14 protein-coding genes are annotated in these 11666 nt (G+C 73.6%); 11 read left to right on the top strand and 3 right to left on the bottom strand.

All coding sequences use genetic code 11. The annotated features are described in order from the left end of the window. Positions 1–51: 51 nt before the first annotated feature. The 8 genes from HPC71_RS17405 (at position 52) to rplQ (ending at position 5446) form a co-directional block, all read left to right on the top strand. Positions 52–1104, top strand: coding sequence for an LLM class flavin-dependent oxidoreductase (locus HPC71_RS17405; protein ID WP_154615531.1), 1053 nt, complete (start codon positions 52–54; stop codon positions 1102–1104). A 324-nt stretch (positions 1105–1428) separates the two neighbouring features. After that, positions 1429–1650 carry a translation initiation factor IF-1 gene (gene infA, locus HPC71_RS17400; protein WP_011757309.1) on the top strand — a complete coding sequence of 74 codons (222 nt, stop codon included), beginning with the start codon at positions 1429–1431 and terminating at the stop codon, positions 1648–1650. Positions 1651–1678: 28 nt separating this feature from the next. Beyond that, entirely contained in the window at positions 1679–1792 is a 114-nt protein-coding gene (rpmJ, locus tag HPC71_RS17395; protein ID WP_056862094.1) for a 50S ribosomal protein L36, read from the top strand. A 183-nt stretch (positions 1793–1975) separates the two neighbouring features. Beyond that, the gene (gene rpsM, locus HPC71_RS17390) at positions 1976–2350 is read left to right on the top strand and encodes a 30S ribosomal protein S13 (RefSeq protein ID WP_154615534.1); all 375 of its coding nucleotides are present in this window, start codon (positions 1976–1978) and stop codon (positions 2348–2350) included. A 68-nt stretch (positions 2351–2418) separates the two neighbouring features. Next, positions 2419–2826, top strand: coding sequence for a 30S ribosomal protein S11 (gene rpsK / locus HPC71_RS17385; RefSeq protein WP_154615536.1), 408 nt, complete (start codon positions 2419–2421; stop codon positions 2824–2826). Between the two features lie 30 nt (positions 2827–2856). Further along, positions 2857–3465: a 30S ribosomal protein S4 gene (gene rpsD / locus HPC71_RS17380; protein ID WP_154615538.1), complete on the top strand. Its 609-nt coding sequence runs from the start codon at positions 2857–2859 to the stop codon at positions 3463–3465. A 143-nt stretch (positions 3466–3608) separates the two neighbouring features. After that, the gene (locus HPC71_RS17375; RefSeq protein WP_171896986.1) at positions 3609–4625 is read left to right on the top strand and encodes a DNA-directed RNA polymerase subunit alpha; all 1017 of its coding nucleotides are present in this window, start codon (positions 3609–3611) and stop codon (positions 4623–4625) included. A 254-nt stretch (positions 4626–4879) separates the two neighbouring features. Then, complete coding sequence (rplQ, locus tag HPC71_RS17370) at positions 4880–5446, top strand: 50S ribosomal protein L17 (RefSeq protein ID WP_154615540.1); 567 nt, start codon at positions 4880–4882, stop codon at positions 5444–5446. 107 nt (positions 5447–5553) lie between these two features. Here rplQ and HPC71_RS17365 read toward each other — a convergent pair whose 3' ends face one another. Continuing rightward, complete coding sequence (locus HPC71_RS17365) at positions 5554–7035, bottom strand: hypothetical protein (RefSeq protein WP_154615542.1); 1482 nt, start codon at positions 7033–7035, stop codon at positions 5554–5556. 47 nt (positions 7036–7082) lie between these two features. Then, a complete protein-coding gene (locus tag HPC71_RS17360; RefSeq protein ID WP_154615544.1) occupies positions 7083–7436 on the bottom strand; it encodes a GntR family transcriptional regulator in 354 nt (117 codons plus the stop codon). A gap of 22 nt (positions 7437–7458) precedes the next feature. Between HPC71_RS17360 and HPC71_RS17355 the strand changes: the two genes are divergently transcribed. Next, complete coding sequence (locus HPC71_RS17355) at positions 7459–8388, top strand: PfkB family carbohydrate kinase (protein WP_154615546.1); 930 nt, start codon at positions 7459–7461, stop codon at positions 8386–8388. Between the two features lie 29 nt (positions 8389–8417). Here HPC71_RS17355 and HPC71_RS17350 read toward each other — a convergent pair whose 3' ends face one another. Next, positions 8418–10073, bottom strand: coding sequence for an NAD(P)/FAD-dependent oxidoreductase (locus tag HPC71_RS17350; protein WP_171896985.1), 1656 nt, complete (start codon positions 10071–10073; stop codon positions 8418–8420). Between the two features lie 28 nt (positions 10074–10101). Here HPC71_RS17350 and truA point away from each other — a divergent pair, with 28 nt between their 5' ends. Together truA and HPC71_RS17340 are read left to right on the top strand one after the other, a co-directional pair. After that, positions 10102–10932: a tRNA pseudouridine(38-40) synthase TruA gene (gene truA / locus HPC71_RS17345; protein ID WP_216656445.1), complete on the top strand. Its 831-nt coding sequence runs from the start codon at positions 10102–10104 to the stop codon at positions 10930–10932. Beyond that, on the top strand, positions 10929–11534 hold the full coding sequence (locus tag HPC71_RS17340) for a class I SAM-dependent methyltransferase (protein WP_154615552.1): 606 nt from the start codon (positions 10929–10931) through the stop codon (positions 11532–11534). Before truA ends, HPC71_RS17340 begins: the two co-directional genes overlap by 4 nt. Positions 11535–11666 lie beyond the last annotated feature (132 nt).

Genomic DNA, 11666 nt, shown 5'->3' with positions numbered 1-11666 from the left:
CGACAGGCACCGACCGGAATAGGGCGGGGCGGTGGCGGCGTTCCCCGGGGGATGACCGACCACCGCCCCGCCCTGTCCGTGCTCGACCTCGTCCCGGTCCGCAGCGACCAGACGACCACCGACGCGCTGCGCGCCTCGACCGCGCTGGCACGGAGCGCCGACCGCCTCGGCTACCGCCGCTACTGGGTCGCCGAGCACCACAACATGGCCGCCGTCGCCGCCACCAACCCGCCGGTGCTCATCGGCATGCTGGCCGCGGCGACCGAGCGGATCCGGGTCGGCTCCGGCGGCGTGATGCTGCCCAACCACGCGCCCCTCGTCGTCGCCGAGCAGTTCGCGCTGCTCGAGGCCGCCTTCCCCGGGCGCATCGACCTCGGGATCGGCCGGGCCCCCGGCACCGACCCGGTGACCAGCTGGGCGCTGCGCCACGGCGCGGGCGGGGTCAGCGACGAGGCGGTCAGCCGCTTCCCCGAGTACGTCGACAACGTGCTGGCGATGATGGACACCGCCGGCGTCGGCATCGCGGTCCAAGGCCGCACCCACGAGCTGCGGGCCACCCCGGCCGCGACGTCGGTGCCGACCACCTGGCTGCTCGGCTCCTCGGACTACTCCGCGCGGCTCGCCGCGGAGAAGGGGATGCCCTACGTCTTCGCCCACCACTTCTCGGGCCGGGGGACCGCCGAGGCGCTCGAGCTCTACCGCAGCACCTTCCGGCCCTCGCCCGAGCTCGCCGAGCCCCGCACGTTCCTCACCGTCAACGCGGTCGTGGCCGACGACGACGCCGAGGCGCGGCGGCTCGCGCTGCCCCAGCTGCAGATGATGCTCGCGTTGCGCACCGGCCAGCCGCTGGGTCCGGGCCGGCTCGTCGAGGAGGCCGAGAAGGCCCAGGCGGAGATGCCGCCGGCGCACCAGCAGCTGATGGACGCGATGGCCGAGCGGTGGGTGATCGGGGGACCCGAGGAGGCCCGGACCCGGGTGAGCGAGCTCGCGGCGACGTACGGCGTCGACGAGGTGATGGTCGGCCCGGTGGCCGCGGCGTACGTCGGCACCGAGCCCGGCACGAGCCCGGCGCGCGAGCGCACGCTCGAGCTGCTCGCGACCTGAGACGAACCCGGCGCGGCGCGCTCGGGGCGTGCGCACCACTCGGCACGGATTCGTGTTATGGGGGCCGGTGCGCCTAGACTGCAACGTCGGCCCAACGTGGGTCTGTCTCGTGGCGCCTCGCGGCTGCCCGGGGCCCGCGGACGTCCGCTCCTCCCGAGCGATCGTCCGTGTGTGCCGGGAATGAGGAGCACGGACGGCTGCACGAGGTCCACCGGCACGCTGGAGACAGCGGGCCGGAGGTTCCCGGGCCACCCGCAAGCGGTCCGCACCGCCGGCGGTGCACGAACACGGTGGACGACCGACCGACAACAGATTGTGGAGGACATGCCGAAGAAAGAAGGCGTGATCGAGATCGAGGGCACCGTCGTGGAGGCCCTGCCCAACGCCATGTTCCGCGTCGAGCTGAGCAACGGCCACAAGGTTCTCGCCCACATCAGCGGCAAGATGCGTCAGCACTACATCCGGATCCTCCCCGAGGACCGCGTGGTGGTGGAGCTCTCGCCGTACGACCTCACGCGGGGTCGCATCGTCTACCGCTACAAGTAGCAGCCGACCCACCAGAAGGGCCTGAACAGTGAAGGTCAACCCCAGCGTCAAGAAGATCTGCGACAAGTGCCAGGTGATCCGTCGCCACGGCCGCGTCATGGTCATCTGCGAGAACCCTCGCCACAAGCAGCGCCAGGGCTGAGCACACCGCTCACCCCCGCTGTCGCCGGCCCCCGGGCCCGGCACAACTGAACAACAACAACGTGATCGCTCACCCGCCTTCCGGCGGGTCAACCACCTTCGGCGCAGAGGCCGGAGCCTGGTCCACGAGGGACCAGGGCGCGACACGACCGACACCTCTGCGGCAACAGCAAAGGAACGCCACATGGCACGCCTCGTTGGTGTGGACCTCCCGCGCGACAAGCGCATCGAGATCGCACTCACCTACATCTACGGCATCGGCCGTACCCGCTCTCAGCAGCTCCTCGCGGCGACCGGGGTCAACCCGAACACCCGCGTCCACGAGCTGGGGGACGAGGAGCTGGTCAAGCTCCGCGACGAGATCGAGTCCAACTTCAAGATCGAGGGTGACCTCCGTCGCGAGGTCCAGGCTGACATCCGTCGCAAGATCGAGATCGGCAGCTACCAGGGTCGTCGTCACCGCATGGGCCTTCCGGTCCGCGGTCAGCGCACCAAGACCAACGCGCGCACCCGCAAGGGTCCCAAGCGCACGGTCGCCGGCAAGAAGAAGGCCAAGTGATCCCTCGCCGCACGGCGAGCCACGGCCTCATCGATCACCCCCAGACCAGCTGACCAAGGAGTAACCGCATGCCTCCCAAGAGCCGCAACGCGGCCGGCGCCAAGAAGGTGCGCCGCAAGGAGAAGAAGAACGTCGCCCAGGGCGAGGCTCACATCAAGAGCACGTTCAACAACACCATCGTCACCATCACCGACCCCACCGGTGCGGTGATCTCGTGGGCCTCGGCCGGCACCGTCGGCTTCAAGGGCTCGCGCAAGTCCACCCCGTTCGCCGCGCAGATGGCCGCTGAGGCCGCCGGTCGTCGGGCGATGGAGCACGGCATGAAGAAGATCGACGTCTTCGTCAAGGGCCCGGGTTCGGGCCGCGAGACGGCGATCCGGTCCCTGGGTGCGATCGGCCTCGAGGTCGGCACCATCCAGGACGTCACGCCCGCTCCCCACAACGGCTGCCGCCCGCCCAAGCGCCGCCGCGTCTGATCGCCCGCTGAGAACAGGAGACTTGTAGATATGGCCCGTTACATCGGCCCCATGACCCGGAAGTCGCGCCGTCTCGGCGTCGACCTCGTCGGCGGTGACGGCGCGTTCGAGCGTCGTCCCTACCCCCCCGGCCAGCACGGCCGCGCGCGCATCAAGGAGAGCGAGTACCGCCTCCAGCTGCACGAGAAGCAGAAGGCCCGCTTCACGTACGGCGTGATGGAGAAGCAGTTCCACAACTACTACCACGAGGCTTCGCGTCGCTCCGGCAAGACCGGCGACAACCTGCTCCAGCTCCTGGAGTGCCGCCTCGACAACGTGGTCTACCGCGCCGGGTTCGCCCGGACCCGCCGCCACGCCCGCCAGCTGGTCGTCCACGGCCACTTCCGGGTCAACGGCCGGAAGGTCGACATCCCGTCGTACCAGGTGAGCGCCCACGACGTCATCGACGTCCGGGAGAAGTCGCTGGAGATGACCCCGTTCATCGTGGCTCGCGAGACCCACGGCGAGCGCGTCGTCCCCGCGTGGCTCGAGGCGCTCCCCAACCGGATGCGGATCCTCGTCCACCAGCTGCCGGTCCGGGCCCAGATCGACGTCCCGGTCCAGGAGCAGCTGATCGTGGAGTTCTACTCGAAGAAGTAAGCGCAGCGGGCTCACGCCCCACGCGCACCCTGCGTCCGGGGTCCACCGCCAGGTGGGCCCCGGACGTGGCCGCACCACAGCCTTCCGCCAACCTGATGTTCGGGCCCGTCATATAGCGGGTGGGCCCGGAAAGGAAACCCACCGTGCTGATCGCACAGCGCCCCACCCTGTCGGAAGAGTCCGTCGACGAGTTCCGCTCGCGGTTCGTGATCGAGCCGCTGGAGCCCGGCTTCGGCTACACCCTCGGCAACTCCCTGCGGCGAACCCTCCTCTCCTCGATCCCCGGTGCCTCGGTCACGAGCATCAAGATCGACAGCGTCCTCCACGAGTTCTCCACCGTCGAGGGGGTCAAGGAGGACGTCACCGAGATCATCCTCAACCTCAAGGGCCTCGTCGTCTCCTCCGAGCACGACGAGCCGGTCACCATGTACCTGCGCAAGTCCGGTGCCGGTGACGTCACCGCCGCCGACATCGCGCCGCCGGCCGGTGTCGAGGTGCACAACCCCGACCTGAAGATCGCGACGCTCTCCGACACCGGCAAGCTCGAGATGGAGCTCGTCGTCGAGCGCGGCCGCGGCTACGTCTCCGCCGTGCAGAACAAGGGCGCCGACAACGAGATCGGCCGCATGCCGGTCGACTCGATCTACAGCCCCGTGCTGAAGGTGACCTACAAGGTCGAGGCCACCCGAGTCGAGCAGCGCACCGACTTCGACAAGCTCGTCATCGACGTCGAGACCAAGCCCTCGATCCGTCCCCGCGACGCGATCGCCTCGGCCGGCAAGACCCTCGTCGAGCTCTTCGGCCTCGCCCGTGAGCTCAACGTCGAGGCCGAGGGCATCGACATCGGCCCCTCGCCGGTCGACGAGCAGCTCGCCGCCGACCTCGCCCTCCCGGTCGAGGACCTGCAGCTGACCGTCCGGTCCTACAACTGCCTCAAGCGCGAGGGCATCCACACCGTGGGTGAGCTCATCAGCCGCTCGGAGCAGGACCTGCTCGACATCCGCAACTTCGGCGCCAAGTCGATCGACGAGGTCAAGGCCAAGCTGGTCGAGATGGGCCTGTCCCTCAAGGACAGCGCGCCCGGCTTCGACCCGAGCGCCGCCCTCGCGGCGTACGGCGACGACGACGACGACGCGTTCGTCGAGGACGAGCAGTACTGAGTTGGATGGCGCGAGCGTGTCGCCTGTGGAGCTTCGCTCCACGCGGCTTCGCCGCCGGGCGACACGATGCCGCGCCGCAGTTGACGTTCGCTTCGGTACAGGTCGGTTGGCGGCTTTCGGGCCGCTTCCTCGGTTGACCGGCGCGGGTTCGACTGCATCGCTTCACCGCTTGACCTGAAGGACTGACCGGGGGCGAACCCGCCTCCGGCCTACTACCCCGGTACCTGGTACGGCCGGGGAGGAACGAGAGAGACATGCCGAAGCCCACCAAGGGTCCCCGCCTCGGCGGCGGCCCGGCGCACCAGCGCCTCATCCTGGCGAACCTGGCCACCCAGCTCTTCGAGCACGGCCGGATCACCACGACCGAGGCGAAGGCCCGCGCGCTGCGTCCGCACGCGGAGAAGCTGATCACCAAGGCGAAGAAGGGCGACCTCCACAACCGTCGAGAGGTCCTCAAGACCATCCGCGACAAGGGTGTCGTCCACGTGCTCTTCACCGAGATCGCGCCGACCTTCTCCGAGCGTCCCGGTGGCTACACCCGGATCACCAAGATCGGCCCCCGCAAGGGCGACAACGCCCCCATGGCGGTCATCGAGCTGGTGACCGAGGCCTACGCCCCGTCGGCCCCGAAGGCGAAGGCCGCCCCGGCCGCCGCCGCCCCGGCGCCCGCCGAGGAGACCGGCCCGACCGAGCTCGCCGAGGAGGCCTCCCCCGAGGAGAGCGTCGTCGCCGAGCAGGAGACCGAGGTCACCGAGCCCGTCTCCGACGAGGCCGCCGAGACCGAGGCCGCTGCGGAGCCCGAGGGCGACGCGAAGGCCTGACCAGGTCGCAGCACCCCGCACGAACCACCGACCCGCCCGGTCCTCCGGGCGGGTCGGTGGCATTTCGGGGTGGTGGCATCTCGGGGAGTGGCAGCGGTGCCCGGTGCTCAGCTGCCGTCGGGACGGGTCACCGTCAGACCGGTGAGGTTGCCCTGGAGCAGCGTGCCGTCGGGGAGCGTCGTACCGACCATCTGCAGGGTGTCCGCGAGCGGGCCGGCACCGATCGGCGTCCGGCTCAGGACCCGGCCGGTGGCCGGGGAGATGCGGGCCAGCTCGTAGACCGAGGCGCGGCTGCGGGTGACGGTGTAGACGACACCCTCGGCCGTGGACAGCTTCGGCACCGCCGCGGAGCGCACGTCGCTGCGCCAGCGCGAGGTGCACCCCTCCTCGGTCACCGTGAACTTCTCCAGGCCGCCCACGAACGCGGCGCTGGGCGGATCGGCCTCGCCGGCGCCCTCGGGGGTCGTGGGGTAGGGGTAGCCGTAGGTGCTGGCGACGTAGACCGAGCGGCGCCAGCCGATGGGGGAGTTCTCGGTCCCCGAGCTCGCCGCGTCCAGGAACGGCTCGCGGCACACCAGCCGCCCGGTCGCCGCGCGGTAGACCAGCAGGTGGGCCCGCGGGCGGGCGTTGTCGGTGATCGCGACGTACTCGTGGCCGGTCCGGGGGCCGAAGAACGTCGGGGTCGCGCCGCTGCCCCGGCTCAGCTGACCCGGCTTGCGCGCCGGTCCCCGGTCGTAGCCGCGGCGCCAGACCTTCTCGATCCGGCCACCCGCCCCGGCGCGCAGGAGGTACGTCGCCCGGTCGGAGGTCACCGCCACGCCGTCCGGCGCGGTCGAGATGCTGTTGGCCACGATCTCGGTGCGCGCGGAGAGGTCGCGGATGCGGACCCGCCCGGTGCGGCGGTCGACGTGCCCGGCGCGGCCGTCGGCGGTGGCGAACCACAGCCGGCCGTCGTACCCCGGCGCGAGGGTGGTGAGCGCGTCGCAGTCCGGAGCGCCGCAGGCGCGGGTCATCGCCGCGCCGAGGGGGTAGCGGCGCTGCACGAGGACGCGCCAGGAGCCGTCCGGCCCGCCCCGGTCGTGGGCGAGCACGAGCACCGCGCCCGAGCCGTCGACGGTGACCAGCCGGTCGCGGTGGTCGAGGTAGGCGTAGACGCCGCCGAGCAGGGAGCCGGCCTCGAGGTGGAGGCTGGCCACCGACCGGAACGTGGTCGGGTCGAGCAGGTGCAGGGTGGGGGCGCGGTCGAGGTACTCGGTGCACAGCGCCTGCACCATGCCGTCGCGGCCGGCGAGGACCGTCGGGCACACCGCGCCGAGGACGACCGGCTCCGCGGGCCCCGCGTCCGGGCCCGGCCCGCGGTAGGGGTTGGTGTCGGAGGACCCGGGGTCGCCGTGCATGGTCGCGGTGCCGGCCGGCCCGGCCCAGGGGTTCTCCGGGAGCGTCCCGCGCGGGCGCGCCGGCGGCGCGGACGCGGCGGCCTGGTCGGGACGGGCGGCGGTGGCGGCTTGAGCGGAAGGCCCGGCGGGCGCGGGGACGAGCGCGACGAGGAGGAGCAGCGGGAGGGCGGCTACCCGAAGACGTGTAAGCACATCGGGAGACTAGGGAATGGCGACCGCCGGTGTCGCCGTGGTCTGGGTCACCAGCCCCGCTCGACCAGCCGGACCGCCTCGGGCAGGGTGAGCCCGGCGCGGCGGGCGGCGGCGACGTACGCCGTGGCGGCCGCCTCCGCGGCGGCGGAGCCGGCGGCAGCGTCCGAGGCGACGAACGTGCCGCGCCGCCCCTCGGTGACCACCACGCCGTCGGCCTCCAGCGCACGGTAGGCCTTGGCCACGGTGTTGACCGCGAGGCCGAGCTCGGCGGCGACCGCCCGCACGGTGGGCAGCCGGGTGCCCGCGGGGAGATCGCCGCTCGCGACCCGGCCCGCGAGCTGGGCGCGGAGCTGCTCGAAGGGCGGCGTCGGGTCCTCGGCGTCCAGCGGGTGCACCTGCATGGCGCCACCCTAGGGTGGCGCCATGGTGGCTGAGGCCGGGCCGGAGGCCCGCGACGTGCTGGTGGTGGGCGAGGCGCTCGTCGACGTGGTGCGCGCGCCGGACGGCACGACGCGCGAGCACGCCGGGGGCAGCGCCGCGAACGTCGCGGTCGCGCTCGCCCGGCTGGGGCGGCCCGTGCGGCTCGCGACGGCGTACGCCGCCGACGACCGTGGCGCGCTGCTGGCTCGCCACCTCGACGCGGCCGGGGTGGCGCTGGCGACGGACCCGGCGGTGCTCGCCCGGACCTCCGCGGCGCTGGCCACGATCGGGGCCGGGGGAGCGGCGACCTACGAGTTCGACCTGTCCTGGGAGCTCGGCCCGGTGGCCGACGAGCCGGCCCCGCTGCACGTGCACGCCTGCTCCCTCGGCGCCGTCGTCGCCCCGGGAGCCGAGGACGTCGCGGCGCTGCTGCGGCGGCTGCGGGACCGGGCGACGGTGAGCTACGACGTCAACGCCCGCCCGGCGGTCACCGGGACCGGGGCGGACGTCGTCGCGCGGGTCGAGCGGGTCGCCGCGCTGGCCGACCTGGTCAAGGCCAGCGACGAGGACCTCGCCGCGCTGTGGCCCGACCTCGACGAGGCCTCCGCCGTCGCGCACCTGCTCGCCCTCGGCCCGGGGGTGGTCGTGGTCACCCGCGGTGCGGACGGGGCGACCTGGACGGGCGCGGGACGCACGGTCGAGGTCGCCTCGCTGCCGGTGGAGGTCGCCGACACGATCGGCGCGGGGGACACCTTCGGGGCGGCCCTCGTGGACGCGCTGTGGGAGCGCGGGCTGCTCGGCGCGGAGCGGCGCGAGCGCCTGCGGGGGATCGGTGAGGTCGAGGTCGCCGAGGTGCTCGCGCACGCGGCCCGGGCCGCCGCGGTCACCGTGTCGCGGCCCGGCGCGGACCCGCCGTACCGCCACGAGCTCTGAACGCCCTCCGGACGGATCAGGGCGGCGGATCAGGGGGCCAGCCACTGGTGCACGAGGGGCACCACCGAGGCGCCCTCGCCGCTGGCGGCCGCCACCCGCTTCATCGACCCCGCGCGGATGTCGCCGGCCGCGAAGACGCCGGGGACCGTGGTCGCGAGGTTCGCCGGGGGCAGGCCGTCGACCCAGCGCGCCCGCGGCACGTCGCGGCCGGTGAGGACGAACCCGCGCTCGTCGCGCGCGACCTCGGTCGGCAGCCAGTCGGCCCGCGGCTCCGCGCCGAGCAGCAGGAACAGCCCGCCCACCTCCCGGCGGTGCACCGATCCGTCGCGGGTGTCGCGCACGTCGATCCACTCCAGCCGGCTGTCCCCGCCGCCGTCGACCACCTCGCCGCACGTGGTCACCGTGATCCGGGGGTGGTAGGCGATCTCGCCGACGAGGTACTGCGACATCGTCGCCGCCACGTCCGGCCGGCGCACCAGCACGGTGACCGAGCGGGCGAATCGCGCCAGGTGCACGGCGGCCTGGCCGGCGGAGTTGCCGCCGCCGACGACCACGACGTCCTGGTCCTCCATCTCCCGCGCGGCGGTCATCGCGGCGCCGTAGAAGACGCCGCTGCCGACCAGCTCCTCCAGCGGCTCGACGCGCAGCTTGCGGTAGGCGACCCCGCTGGCGACCACCACCGCGCGGGCGGCCACGTCGCCGCCGTCGGTGCGGACCAGGTGCGGTGCGCCGCCGGCGCCCGGGACCAGGCCCTGGACCTCCCAGCCGGTGACGAAGCGGGTGCCGAAGCGCAGCGCCTGGTTGCGGGCGCGCTGGGCCAGCCGCATGCCGGAGATGCCGCGCGGGAAGCCCAGGTAGTTGCGGATCATCGAGCTGGTGCCCGCCTGCCCGCCGATCGCCTCGGCCTCCAGCACGACGCACGAGAGGCCCTCGGACGCGGCGTACACCGCTGTGGCGAGGCCGGCCGGGCCACCGCCCACGACGCACACGTCGACCGTGCCCTCCACGTCGAGGTCGCTCGGCGCGCCGTACAGGCTCATCGCCACCGTGCGCACCGTGGCGTCCTCGACGGCCGGCCGCTCGGGCGCCCACACGAGGGGGTACGCCGCGTCGTCGACGTGGTCGCCGAGCAGGTGGCGCGCGACGGGGTCGTCGGGGTGGTAGACACGGCTCGCCATCCCCATCCGGTCCAGGAAGTCGCGGATGGCGAGCACCCGGGCGTCGCGGACCGGGCTGATGATCTTGGCCGAGACGACCTCCGGCTCGGCGACGGTGGCGCCCCAGTCGCTGAGCAGGTCGGTGACGGCGTGGTGGAACTCCTCGTCGCGGATCCCGCGCGGCATGAGCAGGTAGGCGTCGTACTTGCCCTTGGCCAGGCCCGCGCGCAGGACGGGCGCGTCGGTGAGGAAGCGGTCCCAGTGGGCCGCGACCATCCGGCGGGCGTTGGGCGCGACGGCGCGCCAGCGGTGGAACCCCTCCAGCACGTGGCAGTCCGGCAGCACGGACTCGGCGACGAACAGCGCGACCGTCCCGCCGGTCGCCACGACCTCGCGGGCGAGCGCCTCGGCCGCCACGCCGCTGCGGGCCGAGCGCACGTCGTACTCCCGCTCGTAGCGCCCGAAGGCGCCCTCGAGGTCGTCGAGGTGGTGCTCGGAGACGAGGATGATCGCGGGGGCTGCGCTCACCCCGTCCAGCGTACGGAAGGATGAGGGGGTGCGGATCCGGATCGACCTCGCCTACGACGGCAGCGGCTTCCACGGCTGGGCGGCCCAGCCCGGCCTGCGGACCGTCCAGGGCGAGCTGTCCGCGGCCGCCGCGACCGCCCTGCGGATGCCGTCGGTGGAGCTGGTCTGCGCCGGCCGCACCGACGCCGGCGTGCACGCCCGCGGGCAGGTCGTCCACCTCGACGTCGAGCCCGACGCGCTCGCGCGGTCGGCCGGGCGCGCCCCCGACCCGCCGCTCGAGGCGCTGGTGCGCCGGCTCAACGGGATCCTCCCCGCCGACGTGCGGGTACGCCGCGCGGTCGAGGCGGCGCCCGGCTTCGACGCGCGCTTCTCCGCGCTGTGGCGCCGCTACGCCTACCGCGTCGCCGACACCCCCGCCGCGGTGGACCCGCTCGTGCGCGGGCACGTGCTCGCCTGGCCGCGGCCGGTCGACGTCGAGGCGATGAACGAGGCGGCGGTGCTCCTGCTGGGCCAGCACGACTTCGCCTCGTTCTGCAAGCAACGCGAGGGCGCGACAACGATCCGGGTGCTCCAGGAGCTGTCCTGGCGGCGGTTGCCCTCGGGGGTGGCCGAGGCGACGGTGCGTGCCGACGCGTTCTGCCACAGCATGGTCCGCTCCCTGGTCGGCTGCCTGCTGGCCGTGGGGGAGGGGCGGCGCCCGGTCGCGTGGGCCGGGGAGATCCTGGCCGCCGAGCGGCGCGACGCCTCGGTGCCGGTCGTCCACGCCCACGGCCTGACCCTGGAGGAGGTCGCCTACCCGCCCGACGCCGAGCTCGGGGCGCGGGTCGAGCTGACCCGAGCGAGGAGGGAGCGGGCATGAGCGAGCAGGAGGAGCACTACTTCTCCGCGGACCCCTCGGTGCCGTTCAAGCGGGCGCCGGTGACCGCCGAGGTCTGGGGTCGCACGCTGTCGCTGGTCAGCGGGTCGGGCGTCTTCGCCCAGGGCAGGGTCGACATCGGGACCTCGGTGCTCTTCCGCGAGACCGAGCCGCCCGCGGGCGGGCGGGTCCTCGACCTCGGCTGCGGCTACGGCGTCATCGGGCTCGCGGTCGCGGTCTGCGTGCCGGGCGCCACGGTCACCGCCGTCGACGTCAACGAGCGCGCGGTGCTGCTCGCGAACGAGAACGCCGCGGCCCTCGGCGTCGCCGACCGCTACCGCGCCGCGACGCCGGACGCCGTCGAGCCCCACGCGACGTACGACGAGATCTGGTCGAACCCGCCGATCCGGATCGGCAAGCAGGCGCTGCACGAGCTGCTGCTCACCTGGCTGCCGCGGCTGGCGCCGGGCGGGCGCGCGGTGATGGTGGTCGGCAAGAACCTCGGCGCGGACTCGCTGCAGCGGTGGCTGGGGGAGCAGGGCTTCCCCACGACGCGGCTGGCCTCGGCCAAGGGGTTCCGCGTGCTGGAGTCCCGGCGCCGCTGAGCGCCCCGCCTCGCCGGTGCGGGCCCCGGGCGCGCGCGTGCCCTCGATGGGGGATGCCGGGCCGGCGGCACGGGACGCGCCGGCGGTGCGCGCCGCCCTGCGCGCCGACCGGCCGAACATCGTGGTGCTGAG

The organism is Nocardioides marmotae, assembly GCF_013177455.1.
Classification (GTDB): Bacteria; Actinomycetota; Actinomycetes; order Propionibacteriales; family Nocardioidaceae; genus Nocardioides; species Nocardioides marmotae.
Note: the sequence above shows the minus strand (reverse complement) of the source record. Positions and strands in the feature narration are given on the sequence as shown.

Coding starts and splice junctions, on each gene's coding strand:
- HPC71_RS17405 (WP_154615531.1), top strand. CDS start 52: ATGACCGACCACCGCCCCGCCCTGTCCGTGCTCGACCTCGTCCCGGTC.
- infA (WP_011757309.1), top strand. CDS start 1,429: ATGCCGAAGAAAGAAGGCGTGATCGAGATCGAGGGCACCGTCGTGGAG.
- rpsM (WP_154615534.1), top strand. CDS start 1,976: ATGGCACGCCTCGTTGGTGTGGACCTCCCGCGCGACAAGCGCATCGAG.
- rpsK (WP_154615536.1), top strand. CDS start 2,419: ATGCCTCCCAAGAGCCGCAACGCGGCCGGCGCCAAGAAGGTGCGCCGC.
- rpsD (WP_154615538.1), top strand. CDS start 2,857: ATGGCCCGTTACATCGGCCCCATGACCCGGAAGTCGCGCCGTCTCGGC.
- rplQ (WP_154615540.1), top strand. CDS start 4,880: ATGCCGAAGCCCACCAAGGGTCCCCGCCTCGGCGGCGGCCCGGCGCAC.
- HPC71_RS17360 (WP_154615544.1), bottom strand. CDS start 7,436: ATGCAGGTGCACCCGCTGGACGCCGAGGACCCGACGCCGCCCTTCGAG.
- HPC71_RS17355 (WP_154615546.1), top strand. CDS start 7,459: ATGGTGGCTGAGGCCGGGCCGGAGGCCCGCGACGTGCTGGTGGTGGGC.
- HPC71_RS17340 (WP_154615552.1), top strand. CDS start 10,929: ATGAGCGAGCAGGAGGAGCACTACTTCTCCGCGGACCCCTCGGTGCCG.